This window comes from Myxococcales bacterium (assembly GCA_016706225.1).
In the GTDB taxonomy this organism is placed as follows: Bacteria; Myxococcota_A; Polyangia; order Polyangiales; family Polyangiaceae; genus JADJKB01.
The window spans coordinates 1-18,943 of record JADJKB010000014.1; the positions used below are offsets into that span (position 1 = coordinate 1).

17 protein-coding genes are annotated in these 18,943 nt (G+C 67.4%); 11 read left to right on the plus strand and 6 right to left on the minus strand.

Translation table 11 applies throughout. From position 1 onward, the window contains the following. From IPI67_22360 to IPI67_22370, 3 genes are all read left to right on the plus strand, one after another. The coding region (locus IPI67_22360; protein MBK7582926.1) for a SpoVR family protein at positions 1-1,323 on the plus strand (1,323 nt) is incomplete at its 5' end. A gap of 7 nt (positions 1,324-1,330) precedes the next feature. Further along, positions 1,331-2,575 (plus strand): tetratricopeptide repeat protein, encoded by a 1,245-nt coding sequence (locus tag IPI67_22365; protein ID MBK7582927.1) that lies wholly within the window; start codon positions 1,331-1,333, stop codon positions 2,573-2,575. Positions 2,576-2,739: 164 nt separating this feature from the next. Then, a complete protein-coding gene (locus IPI67_22370) occupies positions 2,740-4,074 on the plus strand; it encodes a M23 family metallopeptidase (protein MBK7582928.1) in 1,335 nt (444 codons plus the stop codon). 19 nt (positions 4,075-4,093) lie between these two features. Here the strand turns inward: IPI67_22370 and IPI67_22375 are convergent, their stop codons facing one another. Next, on the minus strand, positions 4,094-4,741 hold the full coding sequence (locus IPI67_22375) for a hypothetical protein (GenBank protein ID MBK7582929.1): 648 nt from the start codon (positions 4,739-4,741) through the stop codon (positions 4,094-4,096). Positions 4,742-4,971: 230 nt separating this feature from the next. On the opposite strand from IPI67_22375, the gene IPI67_22380 reads away from it, so the two are divergent. From IPI67_22380 to IPI67_22390, 3 genes are read left to right on the plus strand one after another with little or no spacing between them, the layout of a single operon-like run. Beyond that, positions 4,972-5,454, plus strand: a complete 483-nt coding sequence (locus IPI67_22380; protein ID MBK7582930.1) for a MarR family transcriptional regulator — start codon at positions 4,972-4,974, stop codon at positions 5,452-5,454. Beyond that, positions 5,451-6,338, plus strand: a complete 888-nt coding sequence (locus tag IPI67_22385; GenBank protein ID MBK7582931.1) for a 3-keto-5-aminohexanoate cleavage protein — start codon at positions 5,451-5,453, stop codon at positions 6,336-6,338. Before IPI67_22380 ends, IPI67_22385 begins: the two co-directional genes overlap by 4 nt. Further along, the gene (locus tag IPI67_22390) at positions 6,338-7,123 is read left to right on the plus strand and encodes an enoyl-CoA hydratase/isomerase family protein (protein ID MBK7582932.1); all 786 of its coding nucleotides are present in this window, start codon (positions 6,338-6,340) and stop codon (positions 7,121-7,123) included. Before IPI67_22385 ends, IPI67_22390 begins: the two co-directional genes overlap by 1 nt. Before the next feature lie 2 nt (positions 7,124-7,125). On the opposite strand, the gene IPI67_22395 is transcribed toward IPI67_22390, so the two are convergent. Next, positions 7,126-7,695: a hypothetical protein gene (locus IPI67_22395; GenBank protein MBK7582933.1), complete on the minus strand. Its 570-nt coding sequence runs from the start codon at positions 7,693-7,695 to the stop codon at positions 7,126-7,128. Positions 7,696-8,015: 320 nt separating this feature from the next. On the opposite strand from IPI67_22395, the gene IPI67_22400 reads away from it, so the two are divergent. Then, positions 8,016-8,627, plus strand: a complete 612-nt coding sequence (locus IPI67_22400; protein MBK7582934.1) for a hypothetical protein — start codon at positions 8,016-8,018, stop codon at positions 8,625-8,627. Between the two features lie 35 nt (positions 8,628-8,662). Here IPI67_22400 and IPI67_22405 read toward each other — a convergent pair whose 3' ends face one another. Genes IPI67_22405 through IPI67_22415 form a run of 3 tightly spaced genes read right to left on the minus strand, consistent with a single transcriptional unit; the run spans position 8,663 to position 11,455 of the window. Further along, positions 8,663-10,096: an AMMECR1 domain-containing protein gene (locus IPI67_22405; GenBank protein MBK7582935.1), complete on the minus strand. Its 1,434-nt coding sequence runs from the start codon at positions 10,094-10,096 to the stop codon at positions 8,663-8,665. Then, on the minus strand, positions 10,066-10,917 hold the full coding sequence (locus IPI67_22410) for a ferritin-like domain-containing protein (GenBank protein ID MBK7582936.1): 852 nt from the start codon (positions 10,915-10,917) through the stop codon (positions 10,066-10,068). The genes IPI67_22405 and IPI67_22410 overlap by 31 nt, the downstream gene beginning before the upstream one ends. Position 10,918: 1 nt before the next feature. Beyond that, on the minus strand, positions 10,919-11,455 hold the full coding sequence (locus IPI67_22415) for a hypothetical protein (GenBank protein MBK7582937.1): 537 nt from the start codon (positions 11,453-11,455) through the stop codon (positions 10,919-10,921). Between the two features lie 95 nt (positions 11,456-11,550). Here IPI67_22415 and IPI67_22420 point away from each other — a divergent pair, with 95 nt between their 5' ends. The 4 genes from IPI67_22420 to IPI67_22435 all read left to right on the plus strand — a co-directional run bounded on the left by IPI67_22420 (position 11,551) and on the right by IPI67_22435 (position 17,405). Beyond that, positions 11,551-12,891, plus strand: a complete 1,341-nt coding sequence (locus IPI67_22420) for a hypothetical protein (GenBank protein ID MBK7582938.1) — start codon at positions 11,551-11,553, stop codon at positions 12,889-12,891. Between the two features lie 253 nt (positions 12,892-13,144). Further along, entirely contained in the window at positions 13,145-14,707 is a 1,563-nt protein-coding gene (locus IPI67_22425; GenBank protein MBK7582939.1) for an acyl-CoA carboxylase subunit beta, read from the plus strand. Positions 14,708-14,809: 102 nt separating this feature from the next. Continuing rightward, on the plus strand, positions 14,810-15,424 hold the full coding sequence (locus IPI67_22430; protein ID MBK7582940.1) for a hypothetical protein: 615 nt from the start codon (positions 14,810-14,812) through the stop codon (positions 15,422-15,424). A 136-nt stretch (positions 15,425-15,560) separates the two neighbouring features. Next, positions 15,561-17,405, plus strand: coding sequence for a hypothetical protein (locus tag IPI67_22435; protein MBK7582941.1), 1,845 nt, complete (start codon positions 15,561-15,563; stop codon positions 17,403-17,405). Between the two features lie 9 nt (positions 17,406-17,414). Here IPI67_22435 and IPI67_22440 read toward each other — a convergent pair whose 3' ends face one another. Then, positions 17,415-18,935: a protein kinase gene (locus IPI67_22440; protein ID MBK7582942.1), complete on the minus strand. Its 1,521-nt coding sequence runs from the start codon at positions 18,933-18,935 to the stop codon at positions 17,415-17,417. Positions 18,936-18,943 lie beyond the last annotated feature (8 nt).

Consider the following 18,943-nt stretch of genomic DNA (forward strand, 5'->3'; position numbering starts at 1 on the left):
ATCTACGAGATGGTCATCAACAACAACCCCTCGTACGCCTACCTGCTCGAGGGCAACAGCTTCACCGACCAGAAGCTCGTCATGTGTCACGTCTTCGGGCACGTCGATTTTTTCAAGAACAACTTCGCGTTTCGCCCCACCGATCTGGACGCCGGTGAGGTCGTCGATCCAATGCGGCAGCACCCAGGGGAGTACACCCCGAACCGCAAGTGGGTGGACAAGATGGCCAACCACGCCACGGCGGTGCGGCGGGTGGTCGATCGCTTCGGCATCGGTCGGGTCGAAGAGTTCATCGACGTGTGCCTGTCGCTCGAGAACCTGATCGACGCCTACTCGCGCTTCGTGGTTCGCGACCGACCCCCGTCGTCGGACGACGAGCCGAACGAGGTGGAGGTCCCGCGGCTCCGCTCCAAGGACTACATGGAGGATTTCATCAATCCCCAGGAGTTCCTCGAGGAGCAGAAGCAGAAGATCGAGGCCGATCGCGAGAAGCTCAAGAAGTACCCGCCGGAGCCGGTGCAGGACGTGCTCGCCTTCTTGCTCGAGAACGCGCCGCTCGAGAAGTGGGAACGCCTGATCCTCTCGATCATTCGCGAGGAGGCCTACTACTTCGTGCCGCAGATGCAGACCAAGGTCATGAACGAGGGCTGGGCGAGCTTCTGGCACAGCCGCCTGATGACGGAGCGGGTGGCCGACCCGAGCGACATCATCGACTACGCCGAGAACAACGCCGGCGTGATGGCGACCAGCGGCGGGCGGCTCAATCCGTACAAACTCGGCGTCGAGCTCTTCCGCCACATCGAAGATCGTTGGAACAAGGGCCAGTTCGGCCGCGAGTGGGACGAGTGTGACGACCTGGATCAGAAGCGGAACTGGGATCTGCGCCTGGGACTCGGAAGGCAGAAGATCTCCGAGGTGCGCGCGCTCTACACCGACGTGACGTTCATCGACGAGTTCTTGACCCCGGAGTTCTGCCTCGAGCACAAGTTCTTCAGTTTTGGTTGGTCGAACCGCAACGAGCGCTTCGAGATCGACACGCGAGAGTTCAAGGCAGTGAAGGAGAAGCTGCTCTATTCGCTGACCAACTTCGGGAACCCCTACATCTACGTGGTGGACGCGAACTTCGAGAACACCGGAGAGCTGCTCTTGTCGCACGACCACCAGGGTGTGGATCTGCGGGCTGATTACGCAAAAGAAACCCTGCAGGCGCTGGTCCGCATCTGGAAGCGCCCTGTCGTGCTGGCCACGGTGCTCGACAACAAACCGTCGCTCTTGCGCTTCGATGGCAAGGAGCACAGCGTCAAGACGGATGCGACGCCGTGAGCCGTCGATGAGCGAGTCGCGCTGGGGTTTGTTTCTGCTGCTGGCTGCTGCGCCGTTCATCGCTTGCGGCGCCGGGGCCGAGAACGCCGACGCTCGGGGCGCACCACCGCCTCCGCGACCGAGCGGTGAGCCGGCCCTCTACTCGGACCTGCACAGCCCAGGTCCGAACCCCGGACCGCTCGGCAGCGCGCCCGCCTGTGCGCCCGGCGCACCTTGCACTCCGCCAATCGCGGCGAGCGGCACGCCGAACAGCGCTCCACCGCCTACGCCCCCCCCGGAGCCGCCCCGCGCGGGGAAGATGCCGGGCGGGCTCTCTCGCGGGACCGGAGATGCCCTCGATGCGGAGCTCTTCGAGGGTGACAAGGCCTACGTCAACGATCAGCTCGCCCTCGCGAAACAGCACTTCACGAAGGCAAAGAAGCTCGCGCCGAAGGACCCGGCTCCGGAGATCGGTCTGGTGCGCGTGCTCCTGGCCGAGTCCGGTGTGGCCACGGATTTTGCGGTAGCGCCGAAGGACAAGCGCATCCTTGCCCTCGAGAAGCGAGTCAGCGCGGTGATCAAGGCAAACGCGGACTACGGTCCGGCCCGGGTCGACCGCGGCCGACTGCTCTTGATCCTGGGACAGGCGGACAAAGCGCTCGCGGAGCTCGAGAAGGCCGTTGGGCTCGAGCCGAACGATCCGGAAGCGCACTCGGCGCTCGGCGTGGCGCTCTTGGCGACGGGCAAGGCAGAGCAGGCGCTCGCGCGCTTTCGTCGGGCGGCGGAGCTGGACCGCGACAACCCTGCGCGCCTGGGCAACCTCGGCACGGCGCTCATGATGCGTGGTCAGGTCGAAGACGCCATCAAGGCGTACGAGCGCGCGGCGGCGCTCGCGCCGAACGACGCGCGTGCGCGCGGCGATCTGGGGACCGCGTACCTGGCAGCGAACAAACCGGACCTGGCGCTTCCGCACCTCGAGGCCGCCGTGAAGCTGGCCCCAGACCGGGCGACGTTCTTGTCGAACCTCGGCTACGCGATGCAGCAGCGCGGTCAGCTCGACAAGGCCATCGCCACGTATCGCCTGGCGCTCAAGAAGGACAGCAAGCTCGGGTCGGCCTGGATCAACCTGGGCACGGCGCTCGCGCAGAAGGGGGAGCTCGACGAGGCTGAGGCCGCGTTCAAGAAGGCCGCGGCCATCGATCCGAGCGACCCGCGAGTGAAGGCAAACGTCGCGGAGCTCGAAGAGCTGCGGAAGAAGTCGAAAAAGCCCTGAACCGCGGCGAGAGCTGCTCGGAAAACACTGTCAGCCAACACCGCTGGCGGCGAAACGCAGACAAATCCCGGGCATCGCGCCACGCGCGGTGTTCTCGCGCCGGACAATGCAGCGCGAAAGCCGCGGATTTTTCGGCGGCACGGCTCTTGAAGAGAGAGCCCGGTGTGAAGCACTTTTGCGGGTTCGGGCTGATGCTGGTCTTGGCGGGCTGCAGCGCGAGTGAGCCGCCCGGGGACCACGCGGCAGACGACGATCTGCTGCAGGAGGTCGGCGAGGCCGTGACCTGTGGCCCGAGCCTCCAGCGTTACCCGGTGGCGGGTCCCCACAATGGCGGCTACGACGCGAACGCTCTCAATTACACCTGTCCCGCCCACCCCGGGAGCTCACCGGACAACTCGGACTACATCGGCGGCAGTCACTACGGCAACGACATCTTCGGCCCGAAGGGCACGCCGATCGTCGCGCCGGTGAACGGCACCATCGTCAAGGCGGGCTGGAACACCGTCGGGGGCAACCGCGTCACCGTCCAAGACGGTTGCGGCTGGAGTTACTACCACGCCCACCTGACCACGATCGCGGTGAGCGAGGGGCAGAAGGTGAGCGCGGGCCAGGTGATCGGCACGCTGGGCAACACCGGCAGTGCGTCGGGCACGTCACCCCATCTTCACTTTTCGATCTACCCGGGCGTCTACGAGCAGGGCATCGATCCGTTTCCGCACCTTCAGGCGGTGGATCACACCTCCTGCCCGCAGCAGTGCAAACCACACTGTGAGGGCAGCAAGATCGTGAGCGCTGACTGCGGAGTCGGCGACTGCGGGGTCTACGGCGCGACCTGCGTCGATGACGCCAAGGGTGTGCGCTGCGCGAGTGTCTTCTGCCCCGCGGTCGGTCAGAAGAAAGTTTGTGTCAACGACAAGCTGATCGGTGACTGCAACGACGGCGCCATCTCGACGGGAGACTGCTCGGTGTACGGCGCGGGCTGTGTGTCGGACGCCAAGGGTGCCCGTTGCGTGGTGGTGTTCTGTCTCGACAAACCCACCGTTGCGCACGACGTGTGTCTACCGGACGGCCAGCTCGCTCACTGCAACGACCTTGGCGGGATCACCACGGAGAAGTGCCCCGCAAGTGCGCCCTGCACCCAGGGTGGTGGCAGCGCGCAGTGCGGCGCTCCGAAGCCCTCGCCGGGTGGTGGGGGTGCATCCGGTGCGAGCGGAAGTGCTGGGGCCGCGGGCGATGACGGTTCGGGTGGAGCCGGCGGCGCGAGCGGCGGCGCCTCAGGCGGAAGTGGCGGCAAGGCGGGCGGCGCGGGTGCGGCGAGCGGTGGCTCCGCGGCGATCTCACCGAAGTCCGGGACGACCGAGCTCGATGAGGGATGTTCAGTCACCGGTCCGGGTCAGCGACGCTCGAGCAAGGGCTGGCTCGTCCTCGCTGGCTTGCTCGCAGCCGTACGACGCCGCGACCGCGGCGGCGCGCCAGGCGTGGGCGCCGAGCACGGTTGAACCAGCGCCGGCGCGGGAGCTACAGGCACTGCCCCGGCGATTCGAGCATGCCGCACTCGTAGGGGCACGGGCAGACGCTCACGCCGACGCACTTCTGACCCGCTGGACACTCCTCGGTCTTCCAGCAATGCCCGATCACGGGCTGTTTGCACACGCCGCTGACACAGGGTGAGTAGGCGTAGTCGCCACAGTCGTTGTCCGTCTTGCAGCAGTAGTCGGTGGGCGCCATGCACGACCCGAGCTGGTCTGCCATGCAGTCCGCGCCGCACGGACACGCCGACGCGCCGATGCACATGCCGTACGGACAGTCCCCGTCTTGCCAGCACTTCATGGGAGGTGGCTTCTCTCGGCACACGCCCGCTACCCACTGCAGTGGGAGCTGAGGCGGACCATTCGGTGGGGATGGGTTGGTTCCGCAGTCCGTGTCGTCCTTGCAGCAGAACTCGCCGGCGTAACCGCCGGCGCCGGCGAACCCCGCCGCGCCTCCCATCGAGCCCCCGAAGCCGGCCGCGCCGCCGTAACTCCCGGCGCCCGCTGCACCGCCCGAGCCCGCGCCGGCTCCTGCCCCCGCCGCGCCGCCCGCGCCTCCTGTCGCCTCACCCTGGGTGACCGAACCGCCGCAGCCGATGAAAAAGAGCGCCCCCATCAGGGCCGAGAGCTTGCGCATGCAGCACGAGTTTGCAGTGGGCATGCCAGCGTGACGCCGGCTCGAGCGCCGCGATTTCCGCTGCTTCGACCGGCTCGAGCCGGAGCTGTGCCAGCGGGTGGCACAAAAACCGGGACGCGGGCGGCAGGGCTCGGAAGCGGCTTCGCCCGCGGGCCTCGCCGGGCTTGACCCTGCCGGAGCGGCGGGCGAATACTTCGCACGCGAAACAATTCGCCGCGGAGCCCAAGACGGTGCGTTCGAGCCCAAAACCCAGCCTCGCCGAGCAACCGGAGCTCGACTCCATCGTCGAGGCGATCCTGTATCTCTACACCGAGAGCCGGCGCATCACGAAGGACGTCGCGGCGCGACACGGGGTGACTGGACCGCAGCTTGCCGTGGTGAAGATGCTGGAGCCGGTGGGCAAACTCTCGCTGTCGGAGCTCTCGTGGAAGATCCGCGCGCGCAACAGCACCGTGACCGGCATCATCGACCGCATGGAGCGCGAGGGGTTGGTCGAACGCCGGCGCTCTGAGGACGACCGGCGGGTGATCCACATCACACTGACCCGAAAAGGTCATCGGCTCGCGGCCGACATCCCGGTGGAGCCGGTGCAGATCTTCCGGCAGATCTTGGGTGAGCTGAGCGCGCGGGATGCCGCCGAGCTCAGCCGAATCCTCACACGTTTGGCTCGCCGTGTGCGCGAGCTGGTCGAAGAGAAAGGTGAAACCGTATGAGCACCAGTCGTGACAAGGGCACTCGAGATCCAGACATCTGTGTGGTCACCTGCGCGCTGACGGGTGTGCTGGCCAATCGCAGCCAGTGCCCGGGCATCCCGTACACACCGGCTGAAATCGGGGAGGAAGCCCGGCGCGCCTACGAGGCGGGCGCATCCGTGGTGCACATCCACGCGCGTAACGACGACGGTTCTCCGACCTTCAGCCCCGCGGTGTTCGCGAACATCCGCAAGGAGGTGCGCGCCCGGTCGCCGATCATCCTGAACTACTCCACCGGCACGATGAGCGACGACGTTTCCGAGCAGAGCACGTACATCCGGGAGACCCGCCCCGAGATCGCCGCCCTCAACATGGGCACGATGAACTACTCGAAGTACTCGGCGAAGCGCAAAGACTTCGTCTTCGACATGGTGTTCCCGAACACCTACGAGAAGATCATCAAGCTGCTCTCGGCCATGAACGAAGCCGGGGTGAAACCCGAGCTCGAGTGCTTCGACAGCGGACATACCCACGGCGTCTGGCCGCTCGTGGACATGGGGGTGTTGAAACCGCCGCTTCAGTACTCGTTCATCGTGAACGTGCTCGGCGGAATTCCGCCGCTCGTCGAGTCACTGCAGCTCCAGAGCAAGCTCACCGTGCCGGGCAGCGAGTGGGAGGTGATCGGGATCAGCCACGGGCACTGGAAGATGCTGGCCACGGCGCTGGTGCTCGGCGGGAACATCCGCACCGGGCTCGAGGACCACCTCTACCTGCCGAACGGTGAGATGGCGAAGTCCAACGGCGACATGGTGGAGACCGCCGTGGGGCTCGTCCGCACCGTCGGCCGCAGGCCCGCGACCGTGGACGAGGCCCGTCAGATCTTGAATTTGTCTCGGGTGTCGTGATGGAGGCGCGCGAGTACAAGACCCTGCTCGTTGCCAGCGATGGCGGCGTCGCGACCGTCACGCTGAATCGCCCGGAACGCCGCAACGCCATCGGCACCCAGATGGTCAACGAGCTGGTGTGGGCGCTCGACGACGCGCGGGACGACGAATCGGTGCGGAGTGTGGTGCTCACCGGGGCTGGCAACTCGTTCTGTGCCGGCGGCGACTTCCAGCAGATGACGGCCGGCAGCGAGGCGGGGGAGCTGCCGTTCAAGGGTGACTACAAGGACTTGCTCTTGCGCCTCTGGCGTGGAGACAAACCGACGATTGCTCGCGTGAACGGGCACGCCATGGGCGGCGGTCTTGGCCTGGTGGCCGCCTGCACCTTCGCCGTCGCCGCGTCTGACGCAAAGCTCGGCACGCCGGAGATCAAGGTCGGGCTCTTCCCCTTCATGATCATGGCTCTGCTCGAGCGCTTGATGGGGAGACGCGCGCTGGTCGAGATGATGCTGTCGGGCAAACACATGAGCGGGGACGAGGCGGCGCGGCTTGGCCTGGTGAACAAGGCCGTTCCCGCTGCCGAGCTCGACGCTGCGGTCGCCGAATACACCACGATGCTCGGGCAGAAGAGCCCGAACACCCTGCGGCTCGGGCTGACGGCGCTCCGGGACACGGAAGAGATGACGCTCGACGAAAAGCTCCCCGTCCTCGAGCAGCGGCTGCACGAGTGCCTCGCCACCGACGACGCGCGGGAGGGGCTGATGGCCTTCTTGCAGAAGCGCGAGCCGAGCTGGACGGGGCGCTGAGCTCAGCGCACGCCGCTGCCAGCCAGCGCGAACAGACCGAGCAGCGCAGCGATGTCGACCTCGAACAACAAGGACCGGCTGCTCATGCCGCGTCCGTCGAAGCTCGAGTCCAGGCGCAGTCCCCCGCGCAGGTCGTAGAGGTACGCGGGGAGCACGACGTCGGTGAAGACCCCGGCGGCCAGGCGCCGTTGGTTGTCGCCGCCTTCACTGCTGCCTCGGCTACCCGCGTAGGCGCCGACACGAAAGTCGATCCAGTCGGCGGACGCGAAGGGCACCGCGAAGGCTCCGCCCCACGATGAGAGCGAGTGGGTCTGTGCGTCGATCAACGTGTCGATGTAAACACCGACGCCGACGCCGCGACCGCTATCGGTCGGGTAGACGCTAACCGAACCGCGAAAACCCCAGGTGAAACCTTGCAGTTGTTCGCGGCCACCGGTGCTGCCGAACGGCATGGACACGTTGGCGCGCACGGGCCAGGCGGGTGGAGCTTTGTCTGCGCGAGCTTCCGGGGCTGCCGAGCCTGCGGCCAGGAAAAACGGGAGCCAGAGCCAGCGCGCGGCAACCCGCTTCACACTCGAACCCACCCCTCGAGCAGAGCCCGCTCGGAGCTGAAGAGCGCGACCACTGCGTCCATCACCAGACGCACGCGCACCGTGTGCTGGTGATCCGGCGGGATGACGAGGACGGGCCGCGGCGCCCAGCGAGCCGGCGCGGCGAAGCGCCAGGAGGAAGCGCAGATCGTCCCAATTCACGGCCACATTTGCCATGGTGGGCTGGGTCTGTCGATCTGTGCAAGGGGGCGATGCGAACTCTCCGTCTCTGCGGGCGTGGGCGTCTCCGGTACTCCTCTCGAGGCCAGCAAGGGGCTGGCGAAAAGAGGAGGACGAGACTCATGCAGACCCAGACCAACACTCAGAAGCAGCTCCCGAAAGCCGCCGTCGTCATCACCCACGACGTCACGGACTACGACACCTGGAAGGCGGCCTTCGACGCTCACGCACCGGCTCGCCGAAATGCGGGCATCATCGCCGCCCACATCAATCGCCATGCGGACGACCCGAACCGTCTGAGCGTCTACCTCGCTGGGGCCGACGCGGGCCCGATCGAGGCCTTCCTCTCGAGCCCGGCCTTGGCAACCGCGATGCGTGAAGCCGGGGTGAAGGGCCCGCCGCGCATCGCGATGGTGACTCCAGTCGAAGATCTGACGAACAAGGAGCGGGCCCTGGCCGGCTTGATCGTGCGCCACGAGGTCAGCGACTTTGCCCAGTGGAAGGCCGCGTTCGACGCGCATGCACAAGCGCGGGCGAAGGCCGGTATTTGTGGCCACGCCATGAATCGAAGCGCTCAGAACCCCAACGTCGTGGTCGTGTACCTGCAGGCGGAGTCCATCGACTCGCTGCGCGGCTTCGCTACCTCGCCCGAGTTGAAGCAGGCGATGCAGTCTGCCGGCGTGGTCGGTGCGCCAGATCTCACCTTCGTCAGCGGAAGTGAGTGGGGGAGCTGAGAAGCGCCTGACGGCAGGGGTGGCGAGGGCCGCCCTTACGCCGGCACACTGAGGGCGCGGAGCGCGTGCGCGGTCACGTCCGCGCGCTGGAGCGGGGCGATGGGCGCGAGGGGGAACCCGCCGCGGGCGACCTCGGGAGCGTAGGCCGCGGGGATGGGGTCTACGTGCTGCCAGCGCCGCAAGAATGCCTGTGCGTCGCGGATCGCTCCGAGCGCGGCGCGACTCTCGTCGCCGGCGAGGGCCTCGACGACCACAGCCGTCAACGCCAGCTCCGGGGTCGATGTCTTGCCGACGCCGCCTCGGTAGGGCTCGGTGCTGCGCACCGACGCCAGCAGCGCGCGCGTGGTGCGGGCGAGGGTTGGGCCATCTCCGAGCGCGCGGGCCGCCATGCACGTCCACGGCGCCCAAGGGGTCGCTGCGAGATCTGTGACGCACGCTCGCCAGAGCGCAGGCGGCGCGTCCTTGCCCAGAGCAAGCACCACCTGCGCCGCGTGCCAAGGGACTCTCGCGAGGTGCCGGTGTTTCGCCAGGGCGGCGAGCTCGCGCCGAACATCGACTCCCGCCATGAGCGCGAGCGCGAGCGTGCCCGCGACTTCGGGGACGGAGCGCGGCCAACCGGGCGGCGCGGTTCCGCGCAGTCCCGCGCGAATCTCAGCCAGGAGGCAGCGCTTGGCGCGTCTCACGAGCGCGGGCTCCGTGCCGTGTTCGTCGAGCGCACGGATGACGATCGCGGAGCGGCCGTGATGAAATTCACCGCGGAGCGCGCGCTGACCCGTGCGGGGATCACAGCCGAACTCGATGCCGCCGGCGCCGTCGATGCGGCGCGCAAGCCAACGTGCTGCTTGCTCTCGTGAGTCCAGCTTCGATGCAACGTGGGGTCGAGCGCGTACGACGAGTGTCTCCATCTCACAAACGAACAGCGCGCCTTCTGCCAGCGCGTCCGGCGTGACACCGGCCTTCCTTGCCACCAGCTCGAGATTGGCCTGGACTTCGAGCCCACCGTCCCGCGCCACCGACGGCAAGAGCAGCACCGGCGGCGCGCCCGATTTCGCGAAACCGATCGCATGGTGTCCGGGTTCGAGCGCGGACTCGAGCTCGAGGCGGTTCAATCGGACGGGTGAGCGCGGATACGCCACCTCGATCGCGAGGGCATCACGCTGCCCGGCGGGCGAGGCAAAACGCCCGTCGTGGAGCGCCAGGAGGAACGCTCGGGAGAGACGCTCCGCGGCGCTGCCTTCGGGTGTGCCAAAGCAGCCGAGGAGGCGTCCGCCCGCGTAGATGGACACAAACGGCACCGCGGCGGGAAAACCGGCGGCCCTGGCGCTTGGCCAGCGGATCAGGGTGCGCTGCCACGCGAGCAGCTTCGTCACGTGTCCCTGGACCCGTGTGCGCTCCGTCTTCGTGAGCGGGCGGGACAGGGCTCCGAACGGGAAAGCGTTCAGGCTGAGCCGCGTTTGCGCGCGCGCCATGCGTGGGAGGCACCCAGGCCGAGGGCGTCGAGCCCCGGCACGATCTCGTTTTGCATCACGTCCTTCACCACACGCCGCTGCGACTTCGTGTCGAGCACACCGAGGGCGCGCGCAGCCTGTTTGCTGCCCGGTGGCGCGTCGCGCCCCTGCCAGAACTGACGCTCGACGCCCATGATGAGTCCGGCGGCATGGTCGGCGACGCGTTGGCGTTCGGCTCGTGTCCACACCGCCGAGCGCCAGGTCAGGTAGTACCAGCCCAGGCGCAGGTGATGGACCTCGTCACTCAGAATGGAAGCGAACACCGCCTTGGCGACCGGATCGGTTGCGTGGTCGGTGCAGGCCTTGAGCAACGCCGCCGCCAGGGTCTCGGCGATGGTGGGCAGCTCGACCATGATCAGATCGAGGGCGGGGAGATCGATGTCCTTGCGGAAGCGGGCCAGATAGTCCGGCGGGTGCAGCGGCAGGGCAACGTCGCGCCCGGTGAGCAGCGACGCAAACCGCAGCGTGTAGTCACTGTGGCGGATCTCGTCCGCCGGGATCGCAGCGGCGGTCGACACCAGATCCATGGGCACCCCATTCAGGGCCAGCGCCGACGCAATGCGTGAGAACTGATCGACCGCGATGTACTCACCCAGCGCCAGCGCGCTCATCTCGTGGGCTGCGAGCGCGAGTGCTGGCTCAGGGTAACGCGAACGCTGAAAGCGCCTCCAGGGTATGGCCCGCGGCCGTCGCACGACGCCCTTGGCCATGAAACGCTCGTGCTGCCGAGCCAGTGGAGTCTGGGTGAAGGTGCGATTGAGCGTGAGCGCGGTGGCCGCCATGTCAGGCCCGCTTGCGCTTGCGGGTTCGGCCGCGGGTGGAACGACGTGAACGCCGCGCGGGCAGGGCCATCTCGGAGAAGGCGTCGCTGACGGCCCAGGTGCCGAACTCCGGAGTTGCGTCGGTGGCGTCGTTCATGGCGTCGGGGCTCGCGTCGGCCGGCGCGCCGCCGAAGCCTGAGTCGGCCACTCCGAGCCCGCCGAAGCCGCCGGCTGCGACCGCCTGAAAACCTCCGAAGCCCCCAGCTGCGACGGATGCACCGCCAAAACCCCCGGCGGCGACCGACATGCCCGCGAACCCACCGGCCGCAACGGATGCACCGCCAAAGCCCGAGTCGGCGACACTGAAACCGCCGAAGCCTCCAGCCGCCACGCCCGCGAACCCGCCGGCGGCGACGGACGCGCCGCCCATGCCGCCGCCGTCCTTCTTTCCGCCATCACTGCCCGAACCCCCGCAGGCTGGGATCACCGTCACCGCGCACAGGGTGGTGAAGACGATCTCCGGCACGAACGACGAACGACGTTTTCCCCTCGGTTTCATGGCGAGCAGAATCGCATCGACCGGAAGGTGATGCAAGTCAGCGCCGTGTCCCGACCCCGGGGAGGTCTGCCCGCGCTTCGGGTATAACGCCGCGCATGGCGCGACTCGACGGCTTTCTTCTGGTGCTCTCGCTCGTGGGGCTGGGCTGCGGCTCGGCGGCTCGCCCGGTTGCCAAGGCGCCGGAGTTCGAACCCGAAGGCCAGAGCAAGTGTCGGGTGAAGAAGAGCTCGGACCGCCCGCTCATCATCGAGTGGCCGTCGTCGGATCGCGCGGCCCTCGAGTCCATCGCCAAGCGCGGCATGGTGGTCGTGCGTTACTCCGGTTGTGAGATGGAGGTGCTGCCGCGCTGTCAGATCGGCGGTTCGTATCGTTACACCCCGACGACGCGCAAACTCGAGAAGGTGTCGATCCGAGATGCCGACGAGCTCTACGCGCAGATCCCGGTCGGGGCCGCGAAGCTCGAAGGCAAGCTGGAGAAGGCCGGCGAGCTGAACGTCGCGATGCACGTCGTGGGTCGCTTCGACGCGGTCGAGCCGGAGAAACCCAAGCTCGACGGCGCGTGTGACGGCGCAACGCACGTCGTCACCGCGATGACCACGGGCGCGTTCGAGTTCTTTGCTGGGGCCGAGGCCGAGGCGGGAGGCGGCGCGTCCGTGCTCGGGGCCGGAGCCGGCGCGAAGAGCTCGACCCGGAACGAGCTGCTCAGCAAGGATGGTGAGGCTGCGTCGTGCGAAGGAGCTTCGAGCGCGGAAGGTCCCCCCTCGGGCTGCGGCGCCATCCTGCGGCTCGAGGTGTCGGAGCTGGGGAGCCTCGCCACGCTGGCCAAATCGGTTCCGGTCGCGGATGTGTCGCCCGGCGGGGGGCTCGGGTTGGCCACGGGTGCGCAGGGCACGACGATCCGCTCTGGCCCCGGCATCGTCCGGATTCACATCGACAGCCCCGATCCGAACGTGGAGCTCCAGGGCCTCGGAGCGCAGCGGCTCGACAAGGTCGGCAGTGGATACTTGGGGCAAGGCGCGAGCACGCTGCTCTGCCGCGCGCCGTGTGACACCCTCATCGACGCACGGCTCGGGCAACCCCTGATGATTGCGGGGCCGGACATCCCGACCTCGGCGGCGTTCACCGTCTACGACAAGGAGGGTGATGTCACCGCGCGCGTTCGACCGGGGAGCTCATCGAAGTTGACCTGGTCGGCGGTCACGGGCTCGGTTGGTGTCCTGGCGGCCATCACCGGTGGCAGCCTGTTGCTCACGGGGGCGCTGATCAATTCCACGGACTCCGGCTCGAGCTCGAGCGCCTCTCGCGGCGACAGCCTGGTCAAGTGGGGGGGGATCACGTTGGTCGGGGGTGTTGCGCTCACCGTGACCGGTGTCGTCCTCTACAACTCGGGCACCACCGACGTCACCCTCGAGGGCGGCGGCGGCTCGAAGCGCTGAAGGTCGGCCGAGCTCGGCTGGAGAAGCGGAGAGCAGAGCAGAGGAGAGAATTCACAGGAAGTCGGAAGGGCGGCAGAGATTTTTGCTTCGGAGCAGAGGAGAGAATTCACAGGAAGTCGGAAGGGCGGCAGAGATTTTTGCTTCGGAGAAGCGGAGAGCAGCGCTGGCTCGTGGCCTCGAACGGGTTGAGGCGGATTGGTGCTGATGGCAGCGCCCTGGATCCGCACCCTGAATGCGTGCGAGAACCTGGCTCATGAGCATGAGGGACAAAGTCGCCGAGCTCGAGGCGCGGCGCGCGAAGATCCGTGAGATGGGCGGCCCAGACCGCGTGGCCCGACAGCACGAGCGCGGCAAGCTCACGGCGCGCGAGCGAATGGACTTGCTGTTCGATGCCGCCGAGTGGTTCGAGGTCGGCATGCACGGGCGGCAGATGGGCGCCGCGGGCGAGCGGGGTGACACGCCCGCCGACGGCGTCATCTGCGGCTTCGGCAAGGTCGATGGACGCATGGTGTGTGCGGCGGCCTACGACTTCACCGTGAAGGGCGGCAGCATCGGGCAGACCGGCGAAGAGAAGGTGACGCGGCTGCGCAAGATGGCCCTCACGGGGCGCCGGCCCATGATCTGGCTGATCGACTCGGCGGGCGCGCGCATCGACCCCGGCAGCGGCCACCACCCGGACGAGCTCAGCACGTTCGCCGGCTCCGGCCACCTGTTTCGCGAGCAGGTCATCATGAGCGGGGTCGTGCCGCAGGTCGCGGCCATGATGGGGCCCGGGGCAGCGGGGACCGCGTACATCCCGGGGCTCGCGGACTTCGTCCCGATGGTCAAGGACATCGGCTCCCTGGCGCTCGGCGGTCCGCCGCTCGTGAAGGCGGTGACCGGTCAAGAGATCGACGAACAGACCTTGGGTGGCAGCAAGGTGCACAACGAAGTCAGCGGTGTGGCGGACTCGGAGGTCAAGGATGACCGCGCGTGTATTGCCGAAGTGAAGAAGTACTTGTCCTTCATGCCGTCGAGTGAGGGCGAGGCTCCGCCGCTGGTGCCGTGTGACGATCCCATCGACCGGCGGGACGACGCGCTGCTCGACCTCTTGCCCGAGAACCCGCGTCAGACCTGGGACATGTACGGGCTGATCAAGAGTGTGGTCGACCATGGTGACTACCTCGATCTGAAGAAGAAGTTTGGACGCAGCATCATCACCTGTCTGGCCCGCATCGGCGGGCAGAGTGTCGGCATCGTCGCGAACCAGCCGAAGTACCTCGGGGGCATCCTCGAGAACGACAGCGCGGACAAGGCCGCGCGTTTCATCCAGATCTGTGATGCGTTCAACGTGCCCCTGGTGTTTTTGCAGGACGTGCCGGGGTTCATGGTCGGCTCCAAGGTCGAGCACGCCGGGATCATTCGCCACGGCGCCAAGCTGCTGCACGCCATGAGCGCGGCGACCGTGCCGAAGATCACCGTCATCGTGCGCAAGGCCTACGGGGCGGGGTACTACGTGATGTGCGGTCGGGCGTACGAGCCGGATCTGATCGTGAGCTGGCCGACAGGCGAGGTCAGCGTGATGGGCGCCGAGGGCATGGTGGGCATCGCCGGCAAGAAGCTGTTTGGCGGGGGTGAGCCGGACCCGGAGCTGAAAAAACAGCTGGTCGAGCTGATCCAGAAGAACATCGACATCTACAAGGTCGCCGGCTGGGGTTTCGTGGACGACGTGATCGATCCCCGGGACACCCGCCGCGCCATCGCCTGGGGGCTCGAGCTCAGCGCCAACAAACGGGTCGAGCGGCCGCAAAAGAAGCGCGGCGTCATGCCGGTGTGAGGCTGGTCGGCTTCCTGGGCACTGTCCGGCCGGCGCCGCCGGTAGAAATGCGCAACTGTTTGGACCTCGGCGGGGAGTTGGGCGGATAATCCGGATCGTCACTTGGCTGACCCAAACTCCGACGCTGCTGACCAGGCCGAGCTCGCGGAGCTCCGGGCCGAGGTCGAGTCACTTCGCGAGAAAATTAGCGAGGTTCGCGCGCGACACGACGCGCAGCTCGCGGCGCTCGAGGTTCAGCACCGAGCGCAGCTCGAGCTGGCCACCGCCTCGACCCGCGCGCAGATCGAGCACGCGCGCACCCAGGCGGAGCTGCAGTCGGTGCAGCTCCAGGCCGAGCTGATCGAGCGCGATCGCGAGAGTTACCTGGAGCGACTGAACGCGCTGGCCAGCGAGCTCAGCGAAGAGATCGAGGTGCTCTTGGCGTTTTCGCGGGAGCAAGCCACGGCGTATTACACCGAGCGGGTCGAGCGGGAGAGCGGGGTGCTCGAGTCCGCGGAAGAAGCGCACAAGACGGCTCGGCGTCATCTGGCGAAAAAACAGGCCGAGGCCCAGGCCAGCGGTCAGCGAACCATCACCCAGATGGCCGAGCTCGACATGGGGCTGAACCTCGCGCGAACGACGGCGCACGCCGCGGAGGTTTCGGTCCGCGACGCGAAGGCGCGGGTGGATGATCTGAAGCGGAAGCTCGCGGCCTGTCGGGAACCTGCCGCAGGCTGAGCGCAAAGAAGCGGAGAGCCGGCGACGGGTTCGCTGGCCCGGATCCTTCGGCTGCGAGCCCTCGACGGTTTGGTGCGCGCGCGGCTGCGAAGGTTCCCTCGCGCGCGGATTGACGTTGTCGGTTAGAATCCGAGCCATGAGGCCGCAGACCGGATGGGGATGGGCGCTGGTCGCGCTCGGAGCCTCGGCGGCCTGCAGCCGCGACTGGGACTCGTTCCAGGTCGGCGACGGAACCGGAGGTTCGGGCGGCGCGGGGGGAAGTGGGGTCGGCGGAGGTGGCATCGGTGGCGGGACTTGTTTCCCCGGAGCGAAGGTGTGTCCCGATCCGAACGACCCGAAGGTCCTGCTGTGCCTGACCTCGGATGAACCAGCGTATGGCTGCAGCAACTCGACGGCGTGCTCCCCCTGCGCGTTGCCCCACGCGCAAGCCAAGTGCAGCGCGGGAAACTGCGCCATCGGCAGCTGCGACGCGGGCTGGGCCGACTGCAACGGGGATCCGGCGGACGGTTGCGAGGTTGATCTGACGGGCGACAAGGAGCATTGCAGCACGTGTGACAACAACTGCCTGACCGCCAAGGGCCCCGGCTGGATCTGCTCGAGCGGCGTGTGCGAGGTCAACCCGTGCTGCCCCGACGGCAATCCCGCGTGCGTAACGAAGCAGGACTGCGACGGCAACAAACAGAACGGCTGCGAGGTCGACCTCGCGACGGACGCGAACAACTGTAAATCCTGCGGCAACGTCTGTGCGTTGCCGCACGCTCAGAGCTCGTGCTCTCAGGCTGCCTGCGTAGTCACGGTCTGCGTTGGTGGTTGGGCAAACTGCGACAAGAACGACGTCAACGGTTGTGAGATCAACGTCAGCGACGGCGACAAGGGCAACTGCGGGGCCTGCGGCAAGACCTGCAATGAGACCAACGCTGGCGCTACCTGCCATAGCGGCAGCTGTCTGCCGGCGTGTTTCCCCGGCTTCGGCGACTGCGACAGCAACCCTGACAACGGTTGCGAGACCGATCTCAAGAGCAATGCACTGCACTGCAACGGCTGCGGTAAGGCCTGCAATCCGCAAAATGCTCAGGCTGCGCTCTGCGACAACGGGGCCTGTAGCTACACCGCTTGCAAGGCGGGGTTTGCCGACTGTGATGGCAACAAGGCCAACGGTTGTGAGACCAACATCTTCCAGGACAAGACCAACTGCGGTGCCTGTGGCAAGACCTGCAGTGGCAGCTCGGCGCTCTGCAACTCCGGTAGCTGCGGGACGGGCTGTGGCACTGGCCTCACCGACTGCGGCGGCACCTGCGTCGCGACGGCCACCGACGTCAACAACTGCGGCGGCTGCGGCGCGAAGTGCACTCCGCCCGCGAACGCCACGGCCACCTGCAGCGCGGGGGGCTGTGGTTTCATTTGCAACGGCGGCTGGGCGTCGTGCGGCACGACCCAGTGTTTTCAGAACGGGAATGACCCGACGCACTGCTGCTCCGGAGGCGGATGCAACAGCGCGTGTTCCAACTGCCCGGGGCCCGGCAGTGGCGCCGGCAGCGCGACCTGCAGCGCTGGGAGTTGTGGCATCAATTGTAGCCCCCCGACCTCGGGCAAGTGCGGCAACAGTTGTTACAACTTCCAGACGGACAAGAACCACTGCGGCAGTTGCGCCACCCAATGCACGGACCCGCCAAACGGCAGCAACGAGTGCTCGAATGGCGCGTGCAAGCTGACGTGCAATTCGGGTTACCACGCCTGCAGCGGACTGTGTAAATCGAACACCGACGTGGGCAGCTGTGGCACGAGCTGTTCACCCTGCCCGGGACCGTCGGCGGGGACGGGATCGGCCACTTGCATCGGCGGAGCTTGCGGCATCACGTGCTCGGGGAGTACGCCAACACTCTGCGGCTCCGCCTGCGTCGATACCAAGACGAATCCGCTTCACTGCGGTGGCTGCGCCAAGATCTGCAGTCAGTCCTGCGTCGGCGGCACCTGCATCTGAGATCGGGGGTCACTCCCGTGACAAGCTGCCAAACGTTGGCTTTTTTTGCGCCGCCGGGGTCGACGCTGGCGACATCGGTCGTCCGCGGCTCGGGCGTTTCGCGGTGTTCTCCGCAGCGGGTACCGCTTCCGCCGAACCAGCCGGAGCCCCGTCCGTGATTTCGGTGAGCGCTGTCACAGGCGTGCTCACCGATGGCGCCGCGCTTGGGGTCGCCACCTCGCGTGGCGCGTTCGCGGGTGCCGTGAGCCCGGGAGTGCTGGCGGCAGGAGCCGTGCCGGGTCCCGCGCGCCAGACGAACACCACCGTCACCACCAAGACGCCTGCGACGACAACCAACACCGCCGACAACCAGCCGAGCCTCTTCACCGGGCTCGGCGGCGGCACGAGGGAGTGCGCCACGTTGGCGTTGGACTTGGAGCCGAGCTCTCCGGCCAGTGCACCGGAGCCGGTGTCCGGGATGCTCTTCTGGCCGAAACCAAGCGGCTCGGTTGGAGGCTCCAGCTCGGCAAACGACGCGGTCGCTGCGCGTGCCAGCTCGTGCGCTCGCGCCGAGCCGTCTTCGCGCGAATCGAGCCCAGTGTCACTGGTTTCGAGCTCTCCGACCACCCGCGCTCGTTCGGCGAGCGAGTCGTGCGCCAGTGAGTCGACCCAGTCGGCGACCTCGGCCGGTAGCGCTAGCCGCATGGCCCGCTCGAGCGCCACGGCCATGTCCTGTGCACTCGCGAAGCGGTCGTCGATCTCGCGCGCGAGCCCGCGCATCACGATGGCCTCGATCTCCGGCGGAATGTCGGGCACCAACCGACTCGGTGGGTGCACGTTGCCGCTCAAGATGCGCGTGATCGTGGCGCCGGCGTCGGCGCTCGTGTGCAGGCGGCGAGCGGTGAGCAATTCCCAAAAAACCACGGACGCCGCGTAGACGTCGGTGCGCGCATCGACGTGTTTCTCTTCGAGCTGCTCCGCGGCCATGTAGGAGAGCTTGCCCTTGAGCTGTCCTTCGTGGGTCGTCTGGATGCGGTTGACCGCCTTGGCGATGCCAAAGTCCGTCACCCGCGCCGTGCCGTCGGCGCCGACCAGCACGTTCTGCGGTGAGACGTCCCGGTGCACGACCTGAAGCGGCTCGCCGCGTTCGTTCCTTGCCTGATGCGCCGCGTGCAAACCGTAGAGCACGTCCGCCACGATCCGCCCCGCGATCCCGGGTGGAACCGGGCTGCCCGCCGACAGCTTCCAGAGCCGGGCGAGGGACTCGCCGTGGATGTAGTCCATGACCAGAAACAGCTCGCCGTCGCGCGCCTCGACGTCGAGCACGGACACCACATTGGGGTGACGGATGCGCGCCGCAATTCTGGCTTCGTCCAGGAACATCGAGACGAATTCGGGGTCCCTCGCGAAGCCCGGGTGGGAGCGTTTGATGGCGACGGTGCGAGCGAAGCCAGCCTGTCCCTTGAGTCGCCCGAGGTGCACCGTGGCCATGCCGCCGGAGGCGAGCTCCGCGAACAGCACGTAGCGGCCGATTTCTTGCGGTACTCCCATGGTCGGCC